The organism is Paracoccus benzoatiresistens, from assembly GCF_026913015.1.
Classification (GTDB): Bacteria; Pseudomonadota; Alphaproteobacteria; order Rhodobacterales; family Rhodobacteraceae; genus Paracoccus; species Paracoccus benzoatiresistens.
In genome coordinates this window covers 135,723-162,504 of the sequence record NZ_JAPTYD010000003.1, presented here as the reverse complement: position 1 = coordinate 162,504, position 26,782 = coordinate 135,723, and the positions used below count along the sequence as shown (strand labels likewise).

General features: G+C 67.7%; 33 protein-coding genes and 1 tRNA gene. 6 read left to right on the top strand and 28 right to left on the bottom strand.

Annotation, left to right across the window (positions count from 1 at the left end; translation table 11 throughout):
- Positions 1-38 precede the first annotated feature (38 nt).
- From OU682_RS04255 to nth, 23 genes are all read right to left on the bottom strand, one after another.
- The gene (locus tag OU682_RS04255) at positions 39-749 is read right to left on the bottom strand and encodes a DUF2793 domain-containing protein (protein WP_268940820.1); all 711 of its coding nucleotides are present in this window, start codon (positions 747-749) and stop codon (positions 39-41) included.
- Entirely contained in the window at positions 739-4,623 is a 3,885-nt protein-coding gene (locus OU682_RS04250) for a baseplate multidomain protein megatron (protein WP_268940819.1), read from the bottom strand. The genes OU682_RS04255 and OU682_RS04250 overlap by 11 nt, the downstream gene beginning before the upstream one ends.
- A 22-nt stretch (positions 4,624-4,645) precedes the next feature.
- On the bottom strand, positions 4,646-5,074 hold the full coding sequence (locus OU682_RS04245) for a C40 family peptidase (protein WP_268940818.1): 429 nt from the start codon (positions 5,072-5,074) through the stop codon (positions 4,646-4,648).
- On the bottom strand, positions 5,067-5,900 hold the full coding sequence (locus OU682_RS04240; protein ID WP_268940817.1) for a phage/gene transfer agent baseplate hub protein: 834 nt from the start codon (positions 5,898-5,900) through the stop codon (positions 5,067-5,069). The genes OU682_RS04245 and OU682_RS04240 overlap by 8 nt, the downstream gene beginning before the upstream one ends.
- Positions 5,897-6,529, bottom strand: coding sequence for a DUF2460 domain-containing protein (locus OU682_RS04235; protein WP_268940816.1), 633 nt, complete (start codon positions 6,527-6,529; stop codon positions 5,897-5,899). Before OU682_RS04235 ends, OU682_RS04240 begins: the two co-directional genes overlap by 4 nt.
- A gap of 14 nt (positions 6,530-6,543) precedes the next feature.
- Complete coding sequence (locus OU682_RS04230) at positions 6,544-7,200, bottom strand: RcGTA-type gene transfer agent tail tape measure protein (RefSeq protein WP_371832201.1); 657 nt, start codon at positions 7,198-7,200, stop codon at positions 6,544-6,546.
- 13 nt (positions 7,201-7,213) lie between these two features.
- Complete coding sequence (locus tag OU682_RS04225; protein ID WP_268940815.1) at positions 7,214-7,417, bottom strand: phage tail assembly chaperone; 204 nt, start codon at positions 7,415-7,417, stop codon at positions 7,214-7,216.
- Positions 7,414-7,728 (bottom strand): gene transfer agent family protein, encoded by a 315-nt coding sequence (locus tag OU682_RS04220; RefSeq protein WP_268940814.1) that lies wholly within the window; start codon positions 7,726-7,728, stop codon positions 7,414-7,416. Before OU682_RS04220 ends, OU682_RS04225 begins: the two co-directional genes overlap by 4 nt.
- Entirely contained in the window at positions 7,725-8,141 is a 417-nt protein-coding gene (locus OU682_RS04215) for a phage major tail protein, TP901-1 family (RefSeq protein WP_207465775.1), read from the bottom strand. Before OU682_RS04215 ends, OU682_RS04220 begins: the two co-directional genes overlap by 4 nt.
- A 12-nt stretch (positions 8,142-8,153) precedes the next feature.
- On the bottom strand, positions 8,154-8,573 hold the full coding sequence (locus OU682_RS04210) for a DUF3168 domain-containing protein (RefSeq protein ID WP_268940813.1): 420 nt from the start codon (positions 8,571-8,573) through the stop codon (positions 8,154-8,156).
- Positions 8,570-8,908 carry a head-tail adaptor protein gene (locus tag OU682_RS04205; RefSeq protein WP_268940812.1) on the bottom strand — a complete coding sequence of 113 codons (339 nt, stop codon included), beginning with the start codon at positions 8,906-8,908 and terminating at the stop codon, positions 8,570-8,572. Before OU682_RS04205 ends, OU682_RS04210 begins: the two co-directional genes overlap by 4 nt.
- The gene (locus OU682_RS04200) at positions 8,905-9,522 is read right to left on the bottom strand and encodes a head-tail connector protein (protein WP_268940811.1); all 618 of its coding nucleotides are present in this window, start codon (positions 9,520-9,522) and stop codon (positions 8,905-8,907) included. Before OU682_RS04200 ends, OU682_RS04205 begins: the two co-directional genes overlap by 4 nt.
- 190 nt (positions 9,523-9,712) lie before the next feature.
- Positions 9,713-10,876, bottom strand: coding sequence for a phage major capsid protein (locus OU682_RS04195; RefSeq protein ID WP_268940810.1), 1,164 nt, complete (start codon positions 10,874-10,876; stop codon positions 9,713-9,715).
- A gap of 102 nt (positions 10,877-10,978) precedes the next feature.
- The gene (locus tag OU682_RS04190) at positions 10,979-11,506 is read right to left on the bottom strand and encodes an HK97 family phage prohead protease (RefSeq protein WP_268940809.1); all 528 of its coding nucleotides are present in this window, start codon (positions 11,504-11,506) and stop codon (positions 10,979-10,981) included.
- A gap of 3 nt (positions 11,507-11,509) precedes the next feature.
- Positions 11,510-11,743: a GTA head formation protein, RCAP_rcc01685 family gene (locus OU682_RS04185; protein WP_268940808.1), complete on the bottom strand. Its 234-nt coding sequence runs from the start codon at positions 11,741-11,743 to the stop codon at positions 11,510-11,512.
- Between the two features lie 3 nt (positions 11,744-11,746).
- Positions 11,747-12,931: a phage portal protein gene (locus OU682_RS04180; protein ID WP_268940807.1), complete on the bottom strand. Its 1,185-nt coding sequence runs from the start codon at positions 12,929-12,931 to the stop codon at positions 11,747-11,749.
- Between the two features lie 95 nt (positions 12,932-13,026).
- Positions 13,027-14,367 carry a DNA-packaging protein gene (locus tag OU682_RS04175; protein ID WP_268940900.1) on the bottom strand — a complete coding sequence of 447 codons (1,341 nt, stop codon included), beginning with the start codon at positions 14,365-14,367 and terminating at the stop codon, positions 13,027-13,029.
- Entirely contained in the window at positions 14,318-14,737 is a 420-nt protein-coding gene (locus tag OU682_RS04170) for a permease (RefSeq protein WP_268940806.1), read from the bottom strand. Before OU682_RS04170 ends, OU682_RS04175 begins: the two co-directional genes overlap by 50 nt.
- Positions 14,738-15,014: 277 nt before the next feature.
- Entirely contained in the window at positions 15,015-15,452 is a 438-nt protein-coding gene (locus tag OU682_RS04165) for a hypothetical protein (protein ID WP_268940805.1), read from the bottom strand.
- 123 nt (positions 15,453-15,575) lie between these two features.
- Entirely contained in the window at positions 15,576-16,760 is a 1,185-nt protein-coding gene (mltG, locus tag OU682_RS04160; RefSeq protein ID WP_268940804.1) for an endolytic transglycosylase MltG, read from the bottom strand.
- The gene (gene fabF, locus OU682_RS04155; RefSeq protein WP_268940803.1) at positions 16,757-18,019 is read right to left on the bottom strand and encodes a beta-ketoacyl-ACP synthase II; all 1,263 of its coding nucleotides are present in this window, start codon (positions 18,017-18,019) and stop codon (positions 16,757-16,759) included. The genes mltG and fabF overlap by 4 nt, the downstream gene beginning before the upstream one ends.
- A 227-nt stretch (positions 18,020-18,246) precedes the next feature.
- Positions 18,247-19,260, bottom strand: coding sequence for an adenosine kinase (locus tag OU682_RS04150; RefSeq protein ID WP_268940802.1), 1,014 nt, complete (start codon positions 19,258-19,260; stop codon positions 18,247-18,249).
- A complete protein-coding gene (nth, locus tag OU682_RS04145) occupies positions 19,257-19,919 on the bottom strand; it encodes an endonuclease III (protein ID WP_268940801.1) in 663 nt (220 codons plus the stop codon). Before nth ends, OU682_RS04150 begins: the two co-directional genes overlap by 4 nt.
- Before the next feature lie 213 nt (positions 19,920-20,132).
- Here nth and OU682_RS04140 point away from each other — a divergent pair, with 213 nt between their 5' ends.
- The gene (locus OU682_RS04140) at positions 20,133-20,798 is read left to right on the top strand and encodes a YiaD family glycine zipper/OmpA-like lipoprotein (protein WP_268940800.1); all 666 of its coding nucleotides are present in this window, start codon (positions 20,133-20,135) and stop codon (positions 20,796-20,798) included.
- 128 nt (positions 20,799-20,926) lie between these two features.
- Here the strand turns inward: OU682_RS04140 and OU682_RS04135 are convergent, their stop codons facing one another.
- The 5 genes from OU682_RS04135 to OU682_RS04115 form a co-directional block, all read right to left on the bottom strand.
- Positions 20,927-21,487 (bottom strand): F0F1 ATP synthase subunit B, encoded by a 561-nt coding sequence (locus OU682_RS04135; protein ID WP_268940799.1) that lies wholly within the window; start codon positions 21,485-21,487, stop codon positions 20,927-20,929.
- Positions 21,484-22,074 carry a F0F1 ATP synthase subunit B' gene (locus OU682_RS04130; RefSeq protein ID WP_268940798.1) on the bottom strand — a complete coding sequence of 197 codons (591 nt, stop codon included), beginning with the start codon at positions 22,072-22,074 and terminating at the stop codon, positions 21,484-21,486. Before OU682_RS04130 ends, OU682_RS04135 begins: the two co-directional genes overlap by 4 nt.
- A 75-nt stretch (positions 22,075-22,149) precedes the next feature.
- The gene (locus tag OU682_RS04125; protein WP_089388724.1) at positions 22,150-22,386 is read right to left on the bottom strand and encodes a F0F1 ATP synthase subunit C; all 237 of its coding nucleotides are present in this window, start codon (positions 22,384-22,386) and stop codon (positions 22,150-22,152) included.
- Between the two features lie 62 nt (positions 22,387-22,448).
- Positions 22,449-23,228 (bottom strand): F0F1 ATP synthase subunit A, encoded by a 780-nt coding sequence (locus OU682_RS04120; RefSeq protein WP_268940797.1) that lies wholly within the window; start codon positions 23,226-23,228, stop codon positions 22,449-22,451.
- Between the two features lie 2 nt (positions 23,229-23,230).
- Positions 23,231-23,575 carry an AtpZ/AtpI family protein gene (locus OU682_RS04115; RefSeq protein WP_268940796.1) on the bottom strand — a complete coding sequence of 115 codons (345 nt, stop codon included), beginning with the start codon at positions 23,573-23,575 and terminating at the stop codon, positions 23,231-23,233.
- Positions 23,576-23,783: 208 nt separating this feature from the next.
- Between OU682_RS04115 and OU682_RS04110 the strand changes: the two genes are divergently transcribed.
- From OU682_RS04110 to OU682_RS24540, 5 genes are all read left to right on the top strand, one after another.
- Complete coding sequence (locus tag OU682_RS04110) at positions 23,784-24,131, top strand: ArsR/SmtB family transcription factor (RefSeq protein ID WP_268940795.1); 348 nt, start codon at positions 23,784-23,786, stop codon at positions 24,129-24,131.
- Positions 24,128-25,009 (top strand): PfkB family carbohydrate kinase, encoded by an 882-nt coding sequence (locus OU682_RS04105; RefSeq protein ID WP_268940794.1) that lies wholly within the window; start codon positions 24,128-24,130, stop codon positions 25,007-25,009. Before OU682_RS04110 ends, OU682_RS04105 begins: the two co-directional genes overlap by 4 nt.
- Positions 25,006-25,920, top strand: a complete 915-nt coding sequence (locus OU682_RS04100) for a pseudouridine-5'-phosphate glycosidase (RefSeq protein ID WP_268940793.1) — start codon at positions 25,006-25,008, stop codon at positions 25,918-25,920. Before OU682_RS04105 ends, OU682_RS04100 begins: the two co-directional genes overlap by 4 nt.
- A 35-nt stretch (positions 25,921-25,955) precedes the next feature.
- Positions 25,956-26,038, top strand: a tRNA-Leu gene (locus OU682_RS04095).
- 139 nt (positions 26,039-26,177) lie between these two features.
- The gene (locus OU682_RS24540) at positions 26,178-26,777 is read left to right on the top strand and encodes a twin-arginine translocation signal domain-containing protein (protein WP_503634212.1); all 600 of its coding nucleotides are present in this window, start codon (positions 26,178-26,180) and stop codon (positions 26,775-26,777) included.
- The last annotated feature ends 5 nt before the right edge of the window (positions 26,778-26,782 follow it).

Sequence of the window (26,782 nt, the reverse complement as noted above, 5' to 3'; positions counted from 1 at the left end):
TTCTTAGCGCGAAGCATCGGCAGTTGAAAGCACGGCTGTCAGTCGGGCAGCCGCAGTTCCAGCCAGTGAACGGCAAGCCTCACGGCCCCGCCGGTGAACGCGCCGCCTTCGCCCGTCATCAGCAGGTTCGAGCCAGAGTAATAGGTCATGGGCGTCCCCAGCATGCCGCGTGCCCAGGAACCCGCGCCCTTGCCCAAGCCCTGGCCAAAGCGGTTGCTGGAATCCGCTGTGCCCAGGCGCCAGGTCTGGAGCGAACCGGTCAGCGCCTTCGTGACCCGCGCAACTGCGCCGATCACCATGACGCTGGCCGGAATCGTGATGCCGGTGTCGAAGGTTGCGCCCGCCCCGACATTCACCTCGCCTTCGGCCATGCCGAATGCCAGGCCCGAACCCATGGTGCCAAGGGTGGCCGCGCCAATGAACCACGACTGGCCGTCAAAGATGGCTTCGGCCCCACGGTCGGCCACAAATGCACGCATTCCGCGAAAAGGGCTGACAAAGATCCACCCCCCGTTCGCGCCCACCGCAATCTGCCCTGCCTTTCCCGACCAGGCACCGGTCGCGCCCGGCGGCACCGCCCAGCACTGGCCATCGATTACTACTTCGGGCAGGGTCGGGGTCGAGCAGCTTTCCAGGACGGCATTGGTCAGACCGTCCAGCCGCATCAGCGCCTCGTTGACGGTGACATGCTTCTGGGCCTGCGCGGGCTGAAGCAGCGGCATCTGAAGGCGCATGGTTTCATTCGACATTGAAAGTCCTCCTGGCATAGGGGCCCGCGCCGAACTGGTCGGACAGTTGCGCAACGGCTGCGGTAAAGGCGCCGCCCGCATGGGCGGCATTCCAGACCTGTTCGGGGAAGGCATAGGCCGGCGTGCCGACATCCGCTTCGTGCAGGACAGTGCCCGCCTGAATTATGCGCACGCGATAGCGTTCGCGAGCCTCGCCCAGCGGGATGTCCTCGCCCTCCCACCCGTCCCCGTCGACACGGCTCCGGCGGATCCAGGACAGGGTGCGGCCATCCATGCGTAGATGGCAGGGTGCATAGGGGCGCAGGCCGATCCCCCGCGCCTCGGTCACGCGCGCGCGATAGCTGGGATCGTCGAAGGCCCGCCGTGCGGGACCGATGCGCCAGAAGCGTTCCTGCCCACGCGCCGAGGGCGGCAGGTTCACCTGCTGCGCTGCGCCATCCAGGATCACCACCACGCTGCCCTTGGGCCAGACCTCGGGGATGATGCCATCGGTACCCGCCTGCCCGCGCAGCCTGCCGCCGATTTCCCACACGTCCTTCTCGACCGGATTCGCGCTGGAAAACTGCATGACCTCCCAGTTCTCCAGCGAGCCGTCTCCGATCACCAGCACGTTCGATCCCGCGAGAAGCGCCCTCATGCCGACCGACCGCAGCGAGGCATCCTTCAACCGGATGCGAAGTGGCGCTCCGCGGTCGATGATCCCCGGCCGCGCGCAATGCAACGGCGATTCGGTCCGTCCGATGAACGCCCGCTTTCTCAGCGTCGTGTTCAGTTCGAACCCGCCGTCGCTCTCGACCGAGGAATAGGCCAGCACCGACCCCGGCCAAGGCTTCGCCGTGGCGGCCAGATAGGGCGCATGCGGCTGCTCGTCCCCCTTCAGCAGCGGCAGGTCCAGAAACAGCGACCAGACCGGCAAGGTCGGGGTATGGCGGTTGATGATCCCGTCATCCTCGTTCGCCGCAGCCTGCTGATAGACGCCAGGTTCGACACGCACCGCATCGACGGTGATCACGCCCGCGCGTTCCACCCGGTCAATCCGCCAGCGCTTCGGCTCGGCACGGCCGTCATCCATGCGGATCACGTCGCCCGGCCCCAGATCGGCGGCCGAGGGCGGCAGCGCAAAGCGTGCCGTGTCGCGCGACACGGCCGCTTCCGCCAGCCAGCGTTCGGCCATGGCCCGGCCTTCGGCGCGCGTCAGGGACATGGCGAATTCGCTTTCGCTGAATGTGCTGCCGTCCGCATCGGCCAGGCTGGCTTCGGCCGTCGCTGCCGCATAGTCCGCGCCCGCCTCGACATGAGTCACCCGCAGGCGGCCCGACAGTTCAGCCTGCGCTTGCCTGACGGTTTCGAAACCGGAAACCTCCTCGCCAATCGCCAGATGCTCTCGGCCCAGCGTCCGCTTCACCAGCCCGTAGCGAGGAACGAACCGCAGCGATCCGTCGCGCTCGACCACGTCGATGGCATGGGCCAGCAGGATCGGCTGCAACGCCGCGCGCGAAGTCTCGCCGCCACCGACCTGAAAGCCGCGCACAACCCCGCTGACCGCGCTGGTGTCGAAATCCGTGACGCCCGCGTCGCGGCAGATGTCGGCGATGACTGACCCCAACATAACCGACCCCGCCCGGCCGTTCAGCCAATGCCCGCGCTGCCAGGCGGGGCCGTCAGACCACAGATCCGGCCGGCCGGGAAAGGCCGGGAAGGGCCGCGCATCCCAGCACCAGACATGCGCCCGGTCCAGATCGACCATGCGCCGGCCATCCTTCATCGCGGGGTTGTTCATAGGCTTCGACCAATAGGACGTGACCGCCTGGACATAGGCCGCCTGGATCGCATCATCGCGCTGCCCGTTGGAATAGTGGGGCAGCGTGCTTTCCGAACTCATCGCGTCCAGGAACTTGTTGGGCTGGTTGGTTGCCTTGTCCAGCGCCGCGCAGCCATATTCCGTGAACCAGATCGGCTTCGATCCCGGCACCCAAGCCGTGGCCTGCCGCGACCGCACGCCGTTCGGGCGATCGTAATGCAGGTTCTGCCACCAGCTTTTCAGATCCTTGTATTTCCAGACCCAGGCCTCGTCATAGCCGCCATCCGTGATGGGCGTGCGCCGTTGCGCATCGCGGTCGGCGTCGCTGGCATAATACCAGTCGAAGCCCTCGCCCCCGCAGACATTGGCTTCCAGATAGTCCGGGTTGCCGATGCGGCCCCATCCGGCATCCAGGTGGTCCTCTCCATCCCGCCAGTCGGACAACGGCATGTAATTGTCGATGCCGATGAAGTCGATCTCGGGATGTGCCCATAGCGGGTCCAGGTGAAAGAACAGTTCGCCGTCGCCCGGATGATGGCCGAAATACTCCGACCAGTCCGAGGCATAGCCGATCTTGACCGACGGCCCCAGTATCGCGCGCACATCCTCGGCCAGGCGGCACAGTTGCTGCACGGCGGGATAGCTGTTCCCCGCGCCACGGACCTGCGTCATGCCGACCATCTCGGATCCGATCAGGAAGGCGTCGATCCCGCCCGCCGCTGCGCACAGATGGGCATAATGCAGGATGAACCGGCGATAGGACCACTCGTCCGGTCCCTGATAGCGTACCTTGTCGCCATCCCGAACAAAGTCGCCGACAGCCGCAGAACCAAAGAACGCTTGGACCTCGGCCGCCGCAGCCGCCGTCCCGTCGGCCGACCCCGCCCGCCCCGGCGCGACCGAGGTCGTGACCCGCCCACGCCAAGGCATGACCGGCTGCTCCTCGGCGCCATAGGGGTCGGGCAGCTTGTTGCCCGCAAGCTGCTCCATCAGGATGAACGGATAGAAGACCGCCTTCCGCCCCGAGGCCGCGATGGCCCGCAGCCCCTCGACGACAGCCTGATCCGCTGGTGTTCCGCCATAGATCGGCCGGTCGTCGACGCGCGCAACCTCCGCCGCAGCCTTGCGGTCGATGCCCGCGACCATCCAGGGCATCTCGTCCCCGTCGATCTCCTTTTGCTCGACCTTGGGCTGGACGGTGCAATGGCTGATACGCAGGTCGCTGCCGAACCAGGACACGACCATCGACACCGAACCCACATTCGGCAACTCGCGCCTCAGAATGTTCATCGAGGCCGTGAAGTCGGTCCCGCCCATGGGCGTGTTCACGTTGGTTGACCGCAACTCGCCAAGACCCAGATCCTGGTTGACCGGCGTGGTCGCCAGCGAATACTCGCCCGTGCCGGGGATCAGCGCCACCGCTCGCACGTCGCGGCACAACCCGCTGCCGTCCTGCGCGGGCGAGGTGACCTCGAAGCTCAGCTGCGGCATCCGGTTGCCCCAGGGCTCCAGATTGAGATCCTCCAGCACCACATAGGCCAGCCCGCGATAGGCCGGCGCCAGATCGCCTTCATGCGCGGCGATGGCCGGGTCGGGCCGCTGGTCCTCATCGCCGTTATAGACGCGCATGTTCAGGTCGTCGGCCGAGATCTCCTCGCCATCCGCCCAGACCCGGCCCACGCCGAGGATGCGCCCCTCGCACAGTGCAAGCGCGACCGACAGGCTATAGCTGATCTGCGTGACCTGCAACCGGGGCGTGCCCTTGCCGCCGCCCGCATCCTCGGACCGCGCGATCTCCTCCAGTGGCGAGGCCCAGATGACATGGCCCGGCAGGCGCATCTGCCCCCAGATGCGGGGGATGGCCACGCCCTCGCCAGCGGTCTGCAGGCGCAGGCGGTCGATGCGGCCGGTTTCCACGGCCTTCGACCCGCTGCCCAGCAGCTTCTGGTCGATGACCTGGCCGACCGTGGCGCCGACCGCGCGGCCGATGACCGCGCCCGACAGGCCAAGAACCGCGCCGCCAAAGCTTCCGCCAATCGACGCCCCTACGGCGGACAGCACAATGGTCGCCATTTCGGCCTCCTAAGGTCTGGGTTCAGGGAAAGCGGAACCGGGCAGCGATCCGGTTCTGCCAAGGCGTCGTCAACGGGCTGTCGATGACGCCATGCGCGTTGTAGGCGTGGAGGAAGCGGGGAGCCTCACCCGCCTGCGAGAGGATGCCCAGGTGCTTGGCGACCGCGCGAGCCCGCATCCGGAACAGCAGCACGTCGCCGGGAAGCCAGTCGGCCCCGCGATCGACGGGGACCAGATGGCGCAACGCGGCCGCCATCAGGACTTCCTGACCCCCGCCCTCGCCCCAGTCGGGGGTGTAGGGCGGGGGCGCCTCGGGCTCGCCGCCATGGCGTTCCCGCCAGATGCCCCGGATCAGCCCCAGGCAATCGCAGGCCACGCCCTTGGTGCTGGCCTGATGCTGATAGGGCGTGCCGATCCAGGTCCTTGCGATGGAAACCACATCCTCAGCCACGGTTTCCTCCTGCCTGCGGCGCCATGATCCAATCCTCGGACGGCAGATGAGGGAAGCCGCGGAAGTTCACGAAATTGCCGAACTTGTCACGGCATGTCGCGGCGCGCTTGTCGCAGCCCGCCACCAGCCGGACGCGATCACCCACGACTGGCGCTATCCCCAGGCCCTGCCACAGCTCTATCTCGCGCCCGCCGTCCGGCAAGGCGGTGTCGTTCTTGACCGTGCCACGCAGGCCCTCTGCCGCGCCGCTCAGAACCAGCAGGCTGCCACGCTCGAACCAGCCGGCCTCATAGGTCGGAAAGCCTGAAAAACGCAGGATGCGCCCGTCGTCCACCTGGGCCACGGCGGTTTCGGCCATGAACGTCTCACCGGACAGCGACAGCTTGCAGCGGCCATCCCCCAGACGCGCCGAACAGCGCGGATGAAACACCCGCCCCCGCGCCGCGTTCAGCGGTTCCGACAGGCCACGAAGCTCGGCGCGGAACGCACCCTGGGACCGCGCGATCTCACCCAGGCTCCCCGCAAAGACCAGGCGCCGGGCAGCCACGTCGGTCCAGTCCACCTCCCACATCTTGACCTGCGCGCCGTCCCAGCGGCCCGCCAGCACGTCCTTTTCCGTGATCGCATCGTCCGACAGCGCCCCTTCGGCCTCCGAGTTGTCGACCGACAACCCCGTCGCCTGCACCAGGGCGCGAGCCGACATGCCGTGGTCCGGACGGAACCGGATGCCGTCGAAGACCAGCATCGCGTCATGGTCAGTAAAGCCCAGCACCATCCCGTCGGCGCGGCGCACCATCCAAGCACGCGCAATCGTCGTCGCGGTCATACCCGCACCTCGATCACCGGAATGGCCGGCATCTCGCCCGCCTGGAAAGAGGCCACGGAAACCGAGATGCGATCAGTGTCGAACCGCACCGGCACGTCGAACTCATAACCCGCCGTGATCTCGGCACCCGGCTGTGGCGCCTCGACAAAGGTGATCAGCCCCTGGGCATGATCCACGGCATAATGCGTGCCGGGGAACACCTCGTTGCCGCCAATGCCTGCCCGGACGCTGTCCCGGACCGGCTTGCTGATCGGTCGCGCATAGCTGCCGGGCCCCGACAGATAGGTCTTGGTCAGTTGAAAGACCCTGGTGACGCCGTCCCCCTGCGCGATCACCTGATCGTCAAAGGCCGGCGTGCGCGAGGGCAGGCAGCTCTTGTAGTCCGACCAGTCCTTCCAGCGGAACCCGTGCAACTGGCCCGCCCGCGCCTCGAAGAAGGCGACAAGGGACGACAGGTCGTCCAGCGACCGCAACCCCATGCCCGCGTCATAGCGGCGGCGGGCATGGGCCCAGGGGGTATTGCGTTCCTCGAATCCGCTGGCAAGGGCCACGATCTCGGTCCGCCGCTCCGGACCTCCGACCGATCCGAAGGACAGGTTCGCCGGAAATCTTACCTCGTGAAATGCCATGAACGGCTCCTGTCTCAGCTGTTGCGTTCGCCGCGCGCCAACACGCGGCCAAGCTGCGCGGCGATCTGCGACTGGCTGCGCTTGAAGCCCGCGACATCCGGCGTGGTCACGTTTACCGTCACGTTCATAGGGCGCGCGCCTCCACCGGCCGCCGCAACGCCCAGGCGGCCATCGGCGCCCCGGCGCAGCGGCATGATCGCCTCGGGACCGGCCTCGCCCATCAGGCCGGTTGCCCCGCGCATCGGGAAGTGCGTGGGCTGGCTGACAACTCCGCCCTTGGCAAAGGGCATGACCCGCCCCTGGACAAACGCCCCGCCCTTGGCGAAAGGCAGCGCGCCCGCCAGCATCCCGCCCATCCCCTGCGCCAGCGACCCGGCCAGGGCATTCTCAACGGGCTTCATCGCCATCGAGAACACCGTGTCCGCGATCGACCGGCCAATGCCCTTCAGCGCCTCGGACAGCTTGTCGCCGTCGAAGATCAGCCCGTCAAAGGACCGCCGCAGCCCCCCCTCGATCCCCGAACTCAGCGATCCGACCTCGCGCGCGGTGACCGTCATGGACCGGCGCAGCCGCTCCAGTTCCGCCTCAAAGGCGGCGGTCATGCGGCTGGTGTGGCTGAACCCCTCGTCAAGTTCGTCCAGCGTCGAGCTGAACCCATCCTTGTTGGCCATAATCCCTCGCCCCTCATGCAGATGTTTCCCCTGGCCGGTCGGGATAGAGCGCGGCCAGTTCCGCCAACCGGTCACGTGTCATGGCTGGCGGCCCCGCCTCGACCCCCAGCATCAGCGCCAGTTCCGCCGGCGTCAGGGCCCAGAACTGGTCCGGGCGCAGGCCCAGGCTGCGCATCCCCGCCCGCATCAGGCCGGGCCAGTCCAGCCCCCCGCTCATGCCGCGATCCGGAACGCCCGCGCCAGAAGCTCGGCCGCAGCCCGGCCTGCTGCCACCGGCCCGCCGCCGATCTCGACCGTCAGCAGGTCCGCTGCCGTGCCGCGCCAGCCGCCCCCGCGCAGCCCCGCGACCAGCACCGCCAGCACATCGCGGCTGCTGAAGCGGCCCTGCTCGAACCGTCCGGCAATCGCCATCAGGCTGTCCGCGCCCAGGTCATGCTCCAACTCGGCCAGCGCCCCCAGCGTCAGCCGGGCGATATGCGGGGTGCCGTCCAGCACCACCTCGACCTCTCCGCGCAACGGGTTCGTCATGGCAGTGCCACGAAGGTCAGGGCGCCGGCCGAGGCCATCGTCACCTCATAGGTCGCCTCGCCATTATAGCTTCCCGCATATTCCAGCGCGGTGATCTGGAACGGGCCCTCGACCGTGCCGAAATCCGGGATCACCACCTGGAAGCGCGGCACCTCGCCGTCAAAGAAGATCTGCCGCGCCCTCCCGTCGGTATTGGCGTCGCGAAACACGCCCGACCCGGAAATCGAGGCGCTGCGCACGCCCGCCCCGCCCAGCAACTCGCGCCAGCCGCCCTCGCTTTCCAGACTGGTCACATCGACCGTCTCGGCATTGAACGACAAGCGCGAGGCGCGAAGACCTGCAATGGTCTCGAACGCCCCGTCCCCGGTCATGTCCATCTTGATCAGCAGATCGCGTCCATTCTGTGCCGCCATTGGTCCTACTCCTCAGCCCAGATCAATCCGCGCGCGAAAGGTCAGGTCGACCCGCCGCGCGGCACCGTTTTCCACCCGCCGCGCCCTTGCGCGCAGGAACCACAGGGCGGTCAGCCGCCCCCTGCTCAGGGCCAGCGGCGCCTGGTCCAGCGACTCGGCCACGGCGGCGGCGGCGGCCTTGACCGCCGCAAAGCCCGCGCCCCGATCGGCGCCCGACAGGACCGAGACGACGAAATCATGCCGCGATCCTGCCGCCGTCATGTCGCCCGCATCCCGCACATCCTCGGGCCCCAGAGAGACGAAGACCCCTGTGGGGGCCTCGACCGGCATCGCGTCGAAGATCGCGTCGCCCACCAAGTCGTGCAGCGCGGCATCGGCGCGCAGGTGCTGATAGACCGCCCCCTGCAGGGCGACGCTTCCAACGAAGCTCATGCGTGTTCCTCCTCTCGGGCAAAGCAGGTCAGCCACAGGCCCTGCGGATCGCGCTCGGCCACCGCCTCGATGGCGAACAGGCGCTGGCCCATCCGCAGCCTCTGGCCCACGACCGGGCGGCGCGGGTCGCCGGCGCGGGCGCCCCGCACGGTGATCCGCCAGGACACGACGCTCTCGGGACCGACCTCGGCCCCGCGTTCCTGCCCCGTGCCAGCCTTCATCTCGGCCCAGAGCGACCCGACCCGCTGCCAGACCATGCGATAGCCGCCCATTCCGTCGTCCTGCCGAACCGATCCCTCAAGCTCCAGCCGGACATTCAGCCTGGGCGCGCTCATCGCCGCGCCTCGCGGTTGCCGCGGCCGGCCAGGGTGCGCACTTGCCGCCACCGTTCGATCAGCGCGCTGACGCCGAAGGGCATCGCGCCCCGCGCTGCATCGCCGCTGCGATCCTCGTAGTAACGCGCCGCCAGCATCACGACCGCCTGCGCCAGATCGGCGGGAACCGCTGCCCAGGTCTCTCCGAAGCCGGCGATGAAGGTCACGTTGACCATGCCCCGGCGCGGCACATGCGGCAGGATGACCCCGGTGGGCAGGATCATCGGCCGCTGCCCATGCGGCAAAAGCCGCCAGTTCTCGGGCGGGATCTCGGTCACCGTGCCCATGCCGTCGTCGATCTCGATCTTCTCGACCGAAACCACCGGCGCCAAGGGCAGCGTCTGGCCCAGCCTGTCGCGCCAATCGTCCAATTGCATCCGAAAGCGCCGCGTCAGCAGCACCTTGCCCGTGCGCGCCTCGATCGTCGCGATCGCGGCCCGCAGAAAGCCTGTCAGGGCCGTGTCCTCGGCGCTGTCCTCGGCAATCTCGAAACCCGTTCCAAGCCGCAAATGCTCGCGCAGCGCCGCGACAGGCAGCGCCCCGGCTGCAGGCGCCGTTTCCTCGATCAGCATCATCTCGCGAACCTCCCGTCTTGCTGTCCGCTCGTCATCCACCGGGACAAGGCCCGCCGGGGCCTTGTCGTCGCTTCAAGACGGGAAAGACCGCGCCCGCGCTCCGGCCATCAGCACGCGCGGACAGTTGCAAAGCCAGGACGGCCAGCGACCCGTGCGCGGTCTTTCCCTCACCCGATCCCGCGAACCGGGATCAGGCGAACTGCAGCAGCTTGACGGCGCGGAAATCGGTCACGCCGCCGCCCACGCGCTTGGTCGCATAGAACAGCACATGCGGCTTGGCGCTGAACGGGTCGCGCAGCACGCGCAGGTCGGGACGCTCGACGATGGTATAGGCGGCGCGGAAATCACCAAAGGCCACGGCCAGCGCATCGGTGCCGATATCGGGCATGTCTTCGCTGATCAGGACGGGATAGCCCAGCAGTTGCGGCGTCTGCCCTGCGGCCAGCGCGTCGGTCCACAGGAACCGGCCATCGGCATCCTTCATCTTGCGAATGACCGCCGCGGTTTTCGAGTTCATGACGAAGCTGGCATTGACCCGGTATTCCGCGCCCAGGGCATAGATCAGGTCGATCAGCGCATCCGCCGGGGCTATCGGGTCGAAGCCGCCCGCGGTGCCGGTCTCGACCACGCCGATCTTGCTGGTGCCCGCGGTCGCGTTCAACGCGGTCGGATAGGTCAGGATGCCTTTCGGCTTTGCCACGCCATCGCCGGTGATGAAGGCCGCGGCCTCGGACCGGGCGAACTTGTCGGCGATCCGCTCGGCCAGCCAGGCCTCGACGTCGAAGGCCGCGTCGTCCAGCAGGCGCTGGCTGGCCTTGGGCATCGCCGACAGCTCGTGCAGCGGGATCGAGATGCGCTCGATCTGGCCCGGCGTCGTCTCGGCGGCAGCGGTCTCGGTCGCCCAGCCCGCGCCCATCTCGTTCTTCTCGACCAGCACTTCATAGCTGGCGGATTCGATGGCCACGACATTGGCCAGCTTGCGCAAGGACGCGCCGGAACGCAGCACGTTCTGCACCGTCTCGGCAACCTGGGGCGCGGCCAGGAAGCCGCCGTCGCTGGCGACCGTCAGGCCCTTCTCCTCGATGACCAGGCCACGCAGGCCGTCGTCGTCGCCGCTGCGCAGATAGGCGTTGAACGCCTTCTGGTGGGGCACCTCGACCTCCGCGGTGGTGGACAGCGGGGCACGGCCACGGATGGCGGTCTTGCGATCAAGCATGTTCATACGCTCTTCCTGTGCAGTGAACTTCTTCTGGATGTCGTCCCGAAAGCCCTTGAGTTCGCTCACGAACCCCAACATGGCCCCCTTCAGGTCGGCGGCCGTGCCGCCACCCTCCGCGGCTTTCACCTCGGTCATGATCTTCTCCTCATCGCGATGATCGGGGCCGACCCGCCCCTTTTTTCGGACCGCCAAGGCGCTCCAAACCCGTAGGGTGCGTGCTCGCACGCACCGCCAATCTCAAACCCGCAGCGCTTCCGCCGCCGCCACGAACAGCGCCGCCACCTCGCGCAGATCGTCCGCCTCCTTGCGGCCCACCTTGGCCTCGGGCAGCATCGGGAAGGTGACCAGCGACACCTCCCACAACTCGACCTCGGCCAGCACGCGGCGGCCCTTGCCGTCGCGTTCGGCACGGATAGTGCGATAGCCGATCGACAGCCCGTCGATGGCCCCCGCCTGGATCAGCGCCGCGGCCTCGCGGGCCTGCGCCACCTCCGGCAGCAGGCGTCCCTTGACCCACAACCCCTTCTCGTCCTCGCGGATCTCATCCCAGACGCCGATGGGCTTCTGCGGATCGTGCTGCCACAGCATCCGCACCTTGTCGCCCTTGGCCGCCAGCCGTGCCAGCGATGCCCCGAATGCCCCCGGCAGGACCGCATCGCCGCCCTGGTCGGTCAGGCCGAACAGGCTGGCATAGCCTTCGATCACCTGTCCATCGCTCAGGACAGGCGCGCCGCCCGCGAATTTCACCTCAAGTCCCGGAACCATCCATCAGCCTCCTTTGGGCGCAAATTCCAGAATGCCCTGCACCGCCTGCGTCAGGATCACCGCGACGACGCCATAGACGGTCATCCACAAGCGCCGCTCCAGGCCCTCGATCAGCGCCTCGATCCGCTCCAGCCGCTTCTCCACGGTGCCGAACTGCAGCGCCATGATCCGCTCCTGCGCCTCGAAACGCTGGTCGTGCCAACCCAGGCTGTCCTTCACAAAGCGCGACCCCTCCATGGGTCACGCCCCGGCCAGCGGCGGCAGGCCCAGAAGGGCCCGTTTCTCCGCATCCGTCAGGAACATGGCCTCGCCGATGCGCTTCCACTGCTGGTCCCGCTCCTCGGCCAGGGCCGGGATGCGGTCCGGATCGGGGCGCAACTCGACCTCGGCCCCCAGATGCTCGGACAGCCACCAGGCGACCGATGCCGCGACCCGCGTGGCCAAGGGCAGCACCGTCAGGCGATAAAAGGCCCGGTGCGCCTCGGCATAGTTGGCATAGGTCGCGTCGCCGGGGATCCCCAGCAGCATCGGCGGCACCCCGAAGGCCAGCGCGATTTCCCGCGCTGCCGCCATCTTCGTCTCGTGGAACTCCATGTCCGAGGGCGAGAACCCCATCGGCTTCCAGTCGAGCCCACCCTCCAGCAGCATCGGACGCCCCGCATTGCGGGCGCCCTGGTGGTTCATCTCGATCTCGCCCACCAGCCGGTCGTATTGCTCGGGCGACAGCACCCCCTGCCCGTCCACGCCCTTGTAGACGATCGCGCCACTGGGCCGCGCCGCGTTATCCAGCAGCGCCTTGGACCAGGCGCTTGCGCTGTTGTGCACGTCCAGCGCCATCGCCGCCGCCTGCATGGGCGACAGTCCGTAATGATCGTCCTGCGGATGGAATGACTTGATATGGCAGATCGGATCGGGACTGCCCGTCATGTCGAACCGATGCTTGCGCCCCCCGACCGCGTAGTCATAGGCGACAGGCCAGCCATCCGCCCCCGGAACGATGCTCATCCGGTCCGACCGCAGGACATGAAGCTCCTCGGGCAGCCCCTGCGCGCCGAGGCCCGCCGCCTCGACATAGCCGTTGCCCGACAGCAGCATCTGCCCGAACAGCGCCTCGAACAGTTCCGCCCGGCCCTGCCCCGGATTGGGCCGCCGCAGCAGATCCAGCACCGGGTGGATGTCATAGCGCCGGTCGCGGTCCTCGCAGACCAGGGGCACCGCGGCCGCCGCCTCGGCGATCAGCTTGACACAGCGAAAGCCGACCGGATTGCCCACAAACCCGCCGCGCGTCAGGCTGGCGGTATCCCGAGACGACCAGACCGCCTGGCCCCCGCCACTGGCAAGGGCCACGACCCGGCCGGTCGCGCTGGCCTTCCCTTCTGGCGGAGGAGCCTGCTTCTCCTCCCGCGAAAACAACCGAAACGCCATCTCTCGCCTCCATGCCAACGAAAAAGGGCCGCCAAACGGCAGCCCCTTCATCTTGGTCCAAATATCCTGGGGGTCTGGGGGTGAAGCCCCCAGCTTCACAACCGCCGCATCTGCGGCCGCCGCCAGCTTGCCCCCGGCTCGATCACCAGTTCATGAATCGCCCAGACCAGCGCATCCAGCCGGTCGGGCGACCCGCGCCCCTCGAAGCCCCGCACCGTCATCTGGCACATCTGATCCTCCAGCGCGCCCAAGCCCCGCAGGTGCTTGACCCGCCCTTGTTCATAAAGCGCAGCCACCGGCTCGGCCCGCAGTCCCTTGCCCCGGCCGGCCCGCAGGGCGCGGAACGGGACCAAGGGATCCACCTGCCGGATCACACTCTCCACCAAGTCACCGCCCTGGTTCACCTCGGCCACCAGCCGCTCGGCTCTGTGGCGATCCATTGCGGCAATCGCCGCGCGCGCCCAGTCCAGCGGTCCGCCCTTCACGGTGGCGTCCTCCAGCACATAGGCGGTCCAGCTTCCCGGCTCACCCTCGGTCACCACACCGGCGACCACGATCCCGCATTCGTCGCTGGCCTTGCCCGCCGTCACCGCCGGATCCACAGCCACCACAACACGCGACAGCTTCGGCGCCCGTTCCACCCGCGCGCCCTCCAGCATCGCGGTCGTCCACAGCGCGCCCTCGACATCGTCCAGCAGCACGCCGTCCAGTTCCTGCCGCCCCAGCCGCGTCCCGCCGTATCGCGAGGCCACCTCGGCCAGGAAGCTTTCCGCCAGATAGGCGCGGTTCGCATCGGTCGGCGCATGGGTCGTCACGGTCGAGGCATTGCCCAGGATCCGCTTCAGCACTCCCACATTGCGCGGCGTGGTCGTGACCACCTGCTGCGGATGCTCGCCCAGGCGCAGCGCGAATTGCAGCATGTCCCAGACATCCTCCGACTTCTTCCACTTGGCCAGTTCGTCTGCCCAGGCCGCGTCGAACTGCGGCCCGCGCAGCGCCTCTGGCTCATGCGCGGAATAGACCGTGGCGGTCGCGCCATTGGCCCAGACCAGCCGCCGCCGCCCCGCTTCCCAGACGGGACGCCGGTCGGGCGGGGAACAGGCCAGGATGCCCGACTCACCAAACACCATCACCTCGCGCACCTGGTCGAAGGTTTCCCCGACCAGGGCCACGCGATGGCATTTCCCCGGTGCGGCGGCATTCGGCCCCTCGACCATCCGCCGCACCCATTCGGACCCGGCGCGGGTCTTGCCCGCGCCGCGCCCGCCCATGATGACCCAGGTCTTCCAGTCGCCCTCGGGGGGCAACTGGTGCGGCAGGGCCCAGAACTCGAACAGCCAGGGCAGCGCCATCAGCGCGTTTTCCGACAGCCCGCCCAGGAATGCGTCAACTTCCTCCGGCGCGGCGGAGGCAAGCCAGGCGGCGCCCGATTTCATCTCGTGCCGCGTCAAGGTCAAGGCTTCCGCCCCCGACCCCGCCGGCGATATCCTTGCGTAACTTGTCAACCCTGTTCCTTTCCGCCATCAGAAGGCCCACCGCCTCGCGGACGACCTTCGCGGTTTGCATGGCTTCCTTCAGCTCGGCCGGGTCCACGGCCCCGCTCTGCCGGGCCTCCAGCGCGGCCTCGTGACGCTTCAAGTCTTTGACATAGGACCAGAACAACCCTTCGGCGACGGCGATGGCCTCACTGGGGTCCATCGCTGCCTCCGCACTCGCAACCGGCTTCACGCCCGCCCGCGCCGGGTTGTCCCCGGCCACGAACGGTCCTTCGGGATCAGTGATCCCGCGCCATTCCATATCGTTCATGCAAACTGTCCCGCCTCGTGTCCTGTCCGCACGAGCCGAAAACTGAAAAAGCGGCCCTAGGGGTCGCCCCCGGCCGCTTGCCCACTTTTCCCAGCATGTGAATGTTCTACCTTAGGGCGTTCGATAAGTCAATTGCTCAACCAAGGCGCGCACGGTCCAGATGTTGTTATTCTTCCTAAACAACGGCTTGCATCGTGCAACACCCCGCGCAACACCTCTCATCCCGCCGCAGAATCGCCCGCCGAGACAGGCCGGCAGGCGCAACGGGATTCGCCGCTCACACGTCCTTCGTGTTCTTGCCCTTGCTTCGCGCCTCGGTGGCGGCGGCGATGGCATTGGCGGCCTCGTCCTGCATCCTTTGCGCGAATCCCACCATCTGCGCGGCATAGGCTTCGGCCCATTCCGGGAAATTCCCTGACTTCATGGCCGATGCGCGCATCTCCTCGCCTTTCTCGCGCATCTTCTGGAACTGCTCTTCCCATGCGGTCTGCATGGTCTGCCATTGGCTGCGGACGTTTTCCCCAGCTTCGTCGAAATAGCCGCGGATCTGGCGGTTCATCTCGTCCTGGCGCTGTATGGCGGTTTCCTGCCACTTGCGCGCGCTGGCCAGCATCTCGTCGTTGCGGACGTTCATCTGGTCCTGCCACTCGTTCACGCGCTGCTCGTAAAGACGGGCGTTGTCGGCCAGGGTCGAAAACATGTCGGACAGTTTCATGGCGCATCCTCCTGCAACAGGCGACGGCCCGGCGCGGGTTCACGCCATCGAAAAAGCCCGCCCCTTGACACGATGCTGCGCAAGGGAACGGGCTTTGTCAAACCCTTTGAACGGCTTGCGTTCTCAGCCGTCGCCCTGGACCGGGCTGGTCGGGTCGCCGCCCTGCTGCCGCTCGATCTCGCGCCAGCGGGCCACGGCGGCATTGTGCTCCTGCAGCGTGCGGGAAAAGGCGTGCCCGCCCGTGCCGTCGGCCACGAAGAACAGATATTCCGTGCTGTCGGGGTTCAGCGCGGCCCGGATCGCGGCACGGCCCGGATTGGCGATCGGAGTCGGCGGCAGCCCATCGACGCGATAGGTGTTATAGGGCGTCGGCGCCGCCAGTTCCGACCGCCGCAACCCGCGATCCAGGATGCCCTTGCCATTGGTGATGCCATAGATCACCGTCGGGTCGGTCTCCAGCCGCATTCCCTGCTCCAGCCGGTTGACGAAGACGCTGGCGACCTGAGGACGCTCCTCTGGCTCCCCTGTCTCCTTCTCGACGATGGAGGCCATGATCAGCGCCTCCTCGGGCGTCTCGTAGGGCAGACCGAAGGGACGCGCCTCCCATTCCTCGGCCAGGATCGCGGACTGCCGCTGCGCCATCTCGGCCAGCAGGGCCGTGCGGCTGCCGCCCTTCTCGACCTCATAGGTGTCGGGTGCAAGGCTGCCCTCGGCCGGGACGTCCTCGACCTCGCCGGTCAGGAAGCTCGCCGCCTTCAGCGCCTCGACCACCTGCCAACTGGTCACACCCTCGGCCATGGTAACACGCAGCCGCGCGCCGGGCTTTTCCGCCGCCGCCGTGATGGCCTCCGGCGCCGTGTCCGTCGAGGGGTTGTAGCGCGCCATCTCCTCGAAGGCGCCTGTATCGGGGTTCATGTCGCGCAGCAGCACGGTATTTTCCCGCACCCCCACGCGCACCAGCACCTCGGTCCCGCAGGTGGATGGCCCGCCTGCCGTGATGACGCCCACGATCTGCTCCATGCTGGCATGGGGCGGCACCAGATAGCTGCCGAACTTCAGATCCCGGGCTTTGTCCATGTAATCCGTCCCGGCGCGGAAGACATAGGCGTTGCTGATCGCCCCCTGCTCGGCCAGTTGCTGGCTGACGGCGTTCAGGCTCGCCCCCGGCGTGACCTGCACGCATTGCGCGACCGCACTCGGCCCCGGTCCGGTGAACTGGTGCCGTCCCCAGGCCACCGCCGCCGCCGCCGCGATCAGCAGGACGATCAGCAGCGTCAGGAAATTCGAGGCGATGTTGCGCCAGATCATTCCTTGACCGCCCCCAGGACCAAGCTTGCATTGGTGCCGCCGAAGCCGAAGCTGTTGGACAGCACCACATCCACCTTGCGCCGCACGGCGGCATTGGCCGCCAGGTCAAGCTGCGGCTCGACCGCGGGGTTGTCCAGGTTGATCGTCGGCGGGCAGATCTGGTCGCGGATCGACAACACGCAGAAGATCGCCTCGACCGCGCCCGCAGCTCCCAGCAGGTGCCCGATGCTCGACTTGGTGGACGACATCACCACGTTCTTCGCGTGATCGCCCAGCAGTCGCTCGACCGCGCCAAGCTCGATGGTGTCGGCCATGGTGCTGGTGCCATGCGCGTTGATATAGTCGATCGCCGACGGCTCCAGCCTGGCGTTGCGCAACGCGTTCTGCATTGCGCGGAAGCCGCCGTCGCCATCCTCGCTCGGGGCGGTGATGTGATAGGCGTCGCCCGACAGGCCATAGCCCAGCACCTCGGCATAGATCGTGGCACCGCGTGCCCTGGCGTGCTCGTATTCCTCAAGCACAAGGCAGCCCGCGCCTTCGCCCATGACGAAGCCGTCGCGGTCCACATCCCAAGGCCGGCTGGCCGCCTGCGGATCGTTGTCGCGCTTGGTGGACAGCGCCTTGCAGGCATTGAAGCCCGCGATCCCGATCTCGCTGATCGGGCTTTCCGCGCCGCCCGCGACCATCACGTCGGCATCGCCCAGCATGATCAGCCGCGCCGCATCGCCGATGGCATGCGCCCCGGTGGAGCAGGCCGTGACGACCGCATGGTTCGGCCCCTTGAAGCCGAAGCGGATGCTGACCTGCCCCGACACCAGGTTGATCAGCGCGCCCGGAATGAAGAAGGGCGACACGCGTTTCGGCCCGCGTTCCTTGATCAGCACCGCCGTTTCCGCGATGGAGGTCAGCCCGCCGATCCCCGACCCGATCATCACGCCGGTCCGCTCTCGGTCTTCCTCGGTCTGCGGCTCCCAGCCGGAATCCTTCACCGCCTGCTCGGCCGCGGCCATGCCATACAGGATGAAGTCATCGACCTTGCGCCGGTCCTTGGGTTCCATCCAGTCGTCGGGATTGAAGCTGCCGTCGCTGCCGTCGCCCAAGGGGATCTCGCAGGCGTATTTCGTCACCACATCCTTGGAATCGAAGCGGGTGATCGGTCCCGCGCCGGATTGCCCGGCCAGCAACCGCTCCCATGTCGCCTCGACGCCGCAGGCCAGCGGCGTGACCATGCCCAATCCGGTGACAACAACCCTGCGCATCCGCCATGTCCTTCAAGCTGCAAATTCGTTCCGGCCCTGATACACGCCACGCGATATCCGCGCAACGCCGCGACCTCCGACCCAAGGGCCTTTCACTTTGGCCCAAATATCCCAGGGGGGGCTTCGAAGCGCCCGGAAAAAGGTCCAGTGGACCTTTTTCAGCGGAGAAGGGCCGGCAGGCCCGGGTGGGGGACGTGAAGTCCCCGGCAGTCGCGGGACGCAAAGCCTCAGATCAGCCCTTCGGCGCGGAAATCCGCCCGCAGGTCACGCTCGGGCCGCGGGCCGACATGCGCGATCACCTCGGCGGCGGCGATGCAGCCCATCCGGCCCGCCGCCTCCAGCGGGGCACCCGTCGCCAGCCCATAGATCAGCCCTGCCGCGAACTGGTCGCCCGCCCCGGTCGCATCGACCGGCACGATCCGGTGGACCGGCGCCGTCACACGCTCGCCATTGCGGATCAGGATCGCGTCCTCGCCCGATCGCGTGCAGATCACCGTGTCGCAGTCGGCAGAGGCAAGCCGCAGCGCCTCTTCCAGATCCGTGACCTGATAGAGAGACTGCCATTCGTGGATGTTGCCGATCACGTAATCCATCGGTCCGGCGACCAGGCGCCGGAAATCGTCCCGATGGCGGTCCACGCAGAAGGGATCGGACAGCGCGATCCCCGCCTGCCCGCCCGCCTCGTGGCAGGACCGTGCGGCCTTCAGGAACGCATCCTTCCCCTTGGGCTTGTCGAACAGGTATCCTTCGAGGAACAGCCAGCCAGCCCCTTGGAAAACCGCGGGATTCACGTCATCCGGCCCCAGCTCGGCCGAGATCCCCAGGTAGGTGTTCATCGACCGCTCGCCATCCGGCGTGACCAGGATGATGCTGCGCGAGGTCGGCAACTGGTCCCCCGCGACCGGAGGGTTCACGAAGACCGTCCCCGCCGCCTCGGTCTGCTCGGCATAGGACAGGCCCAGCGGATCGTCGGCGACCCGCCCGATAAAGGCCGTGCGCAGCCCCAGCATCCCGATGCCCGCCAGCGTGTTGGCCACCGACCCTCCCGGCACCATGCGCGACTGCAGGCGACCCGGCCCGTGGTCGTCCGCCTGCGCGGCCATCAGGTATTCCGACCGCTCGCGCTCGATCAGCTGCATGATGCCCTTCTGCACCCCAAGCGCCGCCAGCCGGCCGTCGTCGGTGGGCGAGATCACGTCCATGACCGCATTGCCGATGCCGATCACATAGGGGGTGGTCATGCGGTCTTCTCCTCATAGGGGCACAAATCGTGGATGATGCAGACCGCGCAGCGCGGGCGGCGGGCCTGGCAGATATAGCGGCCGTGCAGGATCAGCCAGTGATGGGCATTGTCTTGGAAACGCGCGGGCACGTTGTCCTCGATGGCGCGCTCGACCTCGTCCACGTCGCGGCCCGGCGCGATGCGGGTGCGGTTGCCGACGCGGAAGATATGCGTGTCGACCGCCTGCGCGGGATGGCCGAAGGCGCTGTTCAGCACCACGTTCGCGGTCTTGCGCCCCACGCCCGGCAAGCGCATCAGCGCCGCGCGGCTGTCGGGAACCTCGCCGCCGAACTCCTCGACCAGGATGCGCGACAGGGCGATGACGTTCTTCGCCTTCTGGCGGAACAGCCCGATGGTCTTGATATGCTCGGTCACGCCCTCAAGCCCCAGGTCCAGCATCTTCTGCGGAGTGTCGGCCATGGCGAACAGCCCCCTGGTCGCCTTGTTGACGCCCACATCGGTCGCCTGCGCCGAAAGGGCGACGGCGACCACCAGCGTGAAGGGATTGGTGAATTCCAGCTCGGTCACAGGCCTCGGATTCGCCTCGGCCAGGCGCGAGAAGATCGCGACTTGCTGGGCGAAGGGCAAGGGCTGCGGCAGGCGGCGGGTCTGGACCATGGCCCGCCGCTTTTGGCCGCCCCCGCCCGCCAATGCAAGCCCCGCCCCCAAGGCAGGTTTTTTTCCGCCGATCCAAGGGCTTCCACAAAGCCGTGACTTCCCTTTGCCCCGGAACCGGGCCAGCGTGGCGATGTTGAGCGACGGCCGCAGAATCATGGCCGCCATGACATGAAGGGGCCGGGGGCCCGCTGACAGACCGAAAAGGACGATTTCATGAACCTTCGCCTCACCACCATGCTTGCCGCCACGGGCCTTGCAGCACTTGGCGCCTGCGCACCGACCGACGGCACCGGCACCACCACGGGGATGAGCCGCACGCAGCAGGGCGCCTTGGCGGGGGCCGCCGTCGGCGCGGTCCTTGGCGCCACCCGTGACAGCGACAGCAACAACGAAGGCCGCGACGCGGCGCGCGGGGCGATCCTTGGCGCGGCGGCGGGCGCCGTCGCGGGCAACATCCTGGACCGCCAGGCGCAGGCGCTGCAGCAGTCCCTGTCCAACCCGAACATCCAGGTCATCAACCGCGGATCCTATCTGCAGGTCGTGATGCCCGAAGGCATCCTGTTCGCCACCGGCTCGGCCGCCGTGTCGGGCGCCGCGCAGAACGACCTTTATGCGGTCGCGCGCAACCTGAACCAGTATCCCAACAGCCGGGTCGAGGTCGTGGGCCACACCGACAACACCGGCAGCGCCGCGCTGAACATGGACCTGTCGCAGCGCCGCGCCCAATCGGTCGCTGGCATCCTTGGGGCGGCAGGCGTGTCGTCCTCGCGCCTCGTCGCCACGGGCGCGGGCTTCAACCAGCCCATCGCCTCGAACGACACCGCCCAGGGCCGCGCACAGAACCGCCGGGTCGAGATCCTGATCCGCCCGACCAGCTGATCCGTCAAGGCGGCGGGGCCGGTGTCACGACCGGGCCGGTTCCGACCGTCATGGCAGACAAGGAAAAACCCCCGCCGCTTTCGCGACGGGGGTTTCTTTTTCACTGTCCCTGATCCGGCCTGCGCCCGTCAGTTCAGCCGACGCGCCACGTCTTCGATGGCGTCGTCGATCCCGGCGGAACGCTGTCCGGCGCCCACCTGCTGCGCCAGCAGGGTCGAGGCCGCAGCCACCGCCGTCTGCACGGCCCGGTCGCGCACCGCGCGGACCGCGTCGTTCTCGGCGCTGGCGATCTGGTCCTCGGCGGCCTTCAGGCGGCGCTCGATCGAGGTTTTCAGGTCGGCCTTGGCCTTGGCGGCCTGCGCCTCAGCCTCGCGCTTGGCATTGGCCACGATCTGCTCGGCCTGGCCCGCCACCTCGCGCTGGCGGCGTTCAAAGCTGGCATAGATCTCCTGCGCATCCTCGCGCAGGCGCTTGGCCTCGTCTAGGTCGCGGCGGATGCCGTGGGCGCGCTGGTCCAGCAGCGTGCCGATCCTTGCGGGAACCTTGAAATAGAACAGGATGCCCACGAACACCAGGAAGGCGATCAGGACGATGAAGTTCGTGTTCCGCAGCGAGAAGAACGGACCCGTCGCGGCAAAGGCCGGACTGGCGACCAGGCCCGCGGCGGCAATGACGGCAAGCTTCTTCATTGCAGGGTCCCTTTCATGCGGCTGTCCACCGCCTGGTCCACCGCGGCCTGATCGACCACGCCGCCAAAGGCGCGGACCAGTTCGGCGGTGACGTCGCGGGCAACCTCGCGGGCATCGTTGTCCGCCGAATCGCGGATCTCGCGGATGCGGCGTTCCGATTCCGTGGCGCGCGCGGCGATCTCGGCATCGGCATGGGCGATGGCGGCATCCAGTTCCTTCTGGATTTCCGCGCGGTTCGCCGCGACGATCTTGCCGGCCTCGGCCCGGGCATCGGCCAGCGCCTTGTCATAGGCGGCCTCGGCCTCGCGGGCCTTCAGCTTGAATTCCTCGGCAGCCATCAGGTCGCCGGTGATGGCGCCCTGGCGGTCCGACAGGACGGCGCCGATGCGCGGCAGCGCAACCTTGGCGACGATCCAGTAGAGAACGACCATCGCGACGACCAGCCAGAAGATCTGGTTCCCGAAGGAGGTCAGATCCAGCTGGGGCAGGCCCGTGGCCGTTTCGGTCTCGCCATGCGCGACGGAACTCGCCACGCTTTCGGTATGTTCGGCCGCAGTATGGGCGGCCTCTTGCAACAGGCTGATCATGTCCTACCCCTGGCCTTGAAAGTCACGAAGGGGCGGGGCAAGCAAGCCCCACCCCGCCGCAAGGATGGCTTGGGATCAGACCGCGAACATCAGCAGAAGCGCGACCAGGAACGAGAAAATCCCCAGGGCTTCCGCGAAGGCCATGCCGATGAACAGCGTGGCGGTCTGGCTGGCGGCGGCCGACGGGTTGCGCAGGGCGCCCGACAGGAAGTTGCCGGCCACGTTGCCCACACCGATGGCAGCCCCGCCCATGCCGATGGCCGTCAGGCCGACGCCGATGTACTGGCCCAGTTCTCCGATATTGCCTTCCATTATGATGCTCCTTGCGGTTGGAAGTTGTGGATTGGGGTGATGATGACCTGTGCAGCCCGGCGTCAGTGCGACGGGTGCAGCGCGTCTTTCAGGTAAACGCAGGTCAGGATGGTGAAAACGTAAGCCTGGATAAAGGCCACCAGGATTTCGAAGGCATACATGCCCACGACCGCCAGGATCGAGACGGGGGTCACAAGCGCGCCCAGACCGGGATTGATCAGGATAAGCGCCGCAAAGCCCGCGAACACCTTGATCACGGCGTGACCGGCGATCATGTTGCCGGCAAGTCGGATGGAAAGGCTGAGGGGCCGCACGAAATAGCTGATCACCTCGATCACGGCCAGCACCGGGCGGATCGCCAGCGGGGCCGAGCGCACCCAGAACAGATCCAGGAAATGCGCGCCGTTCTTGACGAAGCCGATGACCGTCACCGTCAGGAACACCGCCAGCGCCAGAAAGCCCGTCACCGCGATATGCGAGGTCACCGTGAAGGCCATGGGCAGCAGGCCGAGGAAGTTCGCGAACAGCACGAACATGAACAGCGTCATGATGTAGGGAAAGTACTTCAGCCCGTCCTTGCCCGCGATGTCGCCCACCATCTTGTGGATCATGCCATAGGACATCTCGGCCATGGACTGGCTGCGGTTCGGCACGATGGCGCGGCCGCGGGTGCCCAGCACCAGCAGGGCCAGCGTGGCCAGGACGATGGCGAACAGCCACAGCGTCACGTTGGTCGGCGTGTACCAGTGGACCGGGCCGTCGCTGAACAGCGGGCGCACGATGAACTGATCCATCGGGTGGAAAGACAGGCCGGTTGCCTCGCCATGCGCTTCTGTCGCCACGATCAATCCCTCTCGTCGGTGCCCGGCGGCTTGCCGGATGTGCTGCCAAGTTCGGCTGCCGTGCGCATCATCACCTTGATGCCGGCCACGAAGCCGATAAGTATGAACAGGATCAGCATGACCGGCAGGGTGCCGAACACGTAATCCAACCCGTATCCGATCCCGGCGCCCAGCACGATGCCTGCGACGATCTCGGTGACCATGCGCCAGGCGATATGCGCCTTGTCATAGCCTGCCATCGGCATGTTCGCCTCTGGCTTTTCGGTAAGCCTGGACAGCCGGTCCTCCAGTTCGCGCAACCGGGCAGCATCCGCGTCCCTGTCGTCGTTCCGGGGCTCCTCGGCCATCTGTAACGCCCCCGTCATCAGTTGCCGGGCTGTCTAGGGTGGAACGCGTCGCAAGTCAAGCAATCAAGGGCGATGCCCAACCCCCTGATAAAGTTGGTATTTGCGCTTCACCCCCTGCCCGCGGGGTTTGATTGCAATCCCCGCGCGGCCCGGACATTATTCAACCGCAAAGTTGACCATTCCGGTCATCCGGCTGCATGGACCCGTGATGAACACCCCCTCGCCCGACCGGCTGGACCTGATCTTCGCGGCCCTGGCCGACGCCACGCGGCGGCGCGTGCTGTCGATGCTGCTTGAGGACGACATGGCCGTCAGCGACGTGGCGGCCCCCTTCCAGATGAGCCTTGCCGCCATCTCCAAGCACCTGTCGGTCCTTGCGGCGGCGGGCCTGATCCGGCAGGAACGCCGGGGCCGGATCACCTGGTGCAAGCTGGACCCGGACGGGATGCGCGCGGCCTCGGTCTGGATGCAGGGATTCGGGCAGTTCGATCCCGTCGATCTGGACGATTTCGAACGCTTTCTGGAAGCCGAGATGCAAAGCTGGACCAAGGAATGACGACAGGCCCCGATATCCTCTGCATCGGCGCGATGCTGTGGGACGTGATCGGCCGCGCGCCGCGCCGCATGGCGCCGGGCGCCGACGTACCGGGCCGCATCCGCCACATCCCCGGCGGCGTGGCGCTGAACGTGGCGGTGGCACTTGCCCGCTGGGGCCTGCGCCCCGCCGTCCTGTCCGCCGTCGGCCGCGACCCCGAGGGCGAGGCCCTGGTGGCCGAGGCCGGGCGGCTTGGCGTCATCACCGCGCATCTGGCGCGCGACACGGGCCTTCCGACCGACACCTACATGGGCATCGAGGACAGCGAGGGGCTGATCGCCGCCATTGCCGATGTCCACAGCCTGGAGGACGCCGGCACGGCGATCCTGGCGCCGCTGGACGGCGCGCTGTCCGGCTGGACCGCCCCCGTCGTCCTGGACGGCAACCTGACCGAGGATCTGCTGGCCACCATCGCCCGAGACCCGCGCCTGGCCCGGGCCGACCTGCGCGTGGTCCCGGCCAGTCCCGGCAAGGCCGAGCGGCTGGAGCCGCTGATCGCCGCCCGCCGCGGCTGCTTTTACCTCAACCGGCTCGAAGCCGAGATCCTGGCCGGGCGCGCCTGCCCCGATGCCGCGACAGCCGCGCAGGCCGTGGTCGCGCGCGGCGCCGCCCGCGTGCTGGTGACCGACGGCCCCCGCCCCGCGGCCGAGGCGATGGCGGGCGCGCCCACCCTGACCTTGACCCCGCCCGCCGTCACCGTGGCCCGCGTGACCGGCGCGGGCGACTGCTTCCTTGCGGCGCATCTTGCCGCCGAACTGAACCACCAGCCGCGCGAGGAAGCGCTGCGCCGGGCCGTCGAGGCCTCGGCCGCCCATGTTTCCGGAAAGGACGTTCCATGACCGCCCCCCTGACCTTCTCTCCCGAAGTCTCCGACGCCCTTGCGGCCGGGCGCCCCGTTGTCGCGCTTGAATCGACGATCATCACCCACGGGATGCCCTATCCGCAGAACCTGGAGATGGCGCGTCAGGTCGAACAGGTGATCCGCGACAACGGCGCCGTGCCCGCCACCATCGCCGTGATGGGCGGGCAGATCCATGTCGGCCTGACCGACGACGCCCTGGAGGCCCTGGCGCAAACGCCGTCAGACCAGGCCATGAAGCTGTCGCGCGCCGATCTGGCGGTCTGCCTTGCCAATGGCCGCACGGGCGCCACAACCGTCGCCGCCACCATGATCTGCGCGCATCTGGCGGGCATCCGCGTCTTTGCGACCGGCGGCATCGGCGGGGTGCATCGCGGGGCGGAAACCAGCTTCGACATCTCGGCCGACCTGCAGGAACTGGCCCAGACCCCGGTGACGGTGGTCGCCGCAGGGGCCAAGGCGATCCTGGATCTGCCGAAGACATGGGAGGTTCTGGAAACCCTGGGCGTTCCCGTGATCGCCTATGGCCAGGACGAACTGCCCGCCTTCTGGTCGCGCAGCAGCGGCATCAAGGCGCCGCTGCGCATGGACAGCGCGGCGGAGATCGCCGCCGCCGCCGACATGCGCGCCCGGCTTGGCCTGAAGGGCGGCCAGCTGGTCGCCAACCCCATCCCGCCCGACGCGGAAATCGCCCGCGACGCCATCATGCCGGTGATCGAACAGGCCCTGTCCGAGGCCGAGGCCCAAGGCATTGCCGCCAAGGAGGTCACGCCCTTCCTTCTGCAGCGCATCTTCGAACTGACCGAAGGCCGCTCGCTGGCCTCCAACATCGCCCTGGTCCTGAACAACGCCCGGCTTGCCGCGCAGATCGCCATCGCGATGACCCGTTGACCGCGCCGCCCGTCCCGGCGTAAGGCTGGGCGCGTGCGCGGCTGGCGGAATTGGTAGACGCAGTTGGTTTAGGTCCAACCGCTTCGGCGTGGGGGTTCGAGTCCCTCGCCGCGCACCAGCAAAAAAGGTCCTTGCAGACCGACGGTCCGTCGCGTCACGTTACCTTGTCCTCCCCCCTGCTTGCCTTGACTTTTGACCGTCCGGTCAGCAGAATCTTCTCTTGTACCTATCTATCGACAGGCAGCAGGAGGGGTCTCATGAACATCGACCTTTCGCGCCGCGGCTTTCTGAGGCTGGCGGGTGCGGGGGTTGCGGCAACATCGCTTGGAGCCATGGGCTTCGGCGAGGCCGAGGCGGCGGAACAGGCGCATGTGCGCGCCTTCAAGCTGGCCACGACCACGGAAACGCGCAACACCTGTCCCTACTGCTCGGTCGCCTGCGGGATCATCTTGTATTCCAAGGGTGACGTGAAGGCGGGCGAAACCGCGGAACTGATCCATATCGAGGGCGACGCGGACCACCCGACGAACCGCGGGACGCTGTGCCCCAAGGGCGCCGCGCTCAAGGACTTCGTCCACGCGCCGACGCGCCTGACCAAGCCGCGCTACCGCCCGGCAGGCGCCAGCGAATTCCAGGACATCACCTGGGAAGAGGCGCTGGACAAGATCGCCCGCGCCATGAAGGACGACCGCGACGCCAACCTGATCCAGACGAACGAGGCGGGCGTGCCCGTCAACCGCTGGACCACGACCGGCTTCCTGGCGGCATCGGCAACCACAAACGAAACCGCATGGCTGACCTACAAGACGGTCCGGTCCATGGGGATCGTCGGATTCGATAACCAGGCGCGCGTCTGACACGG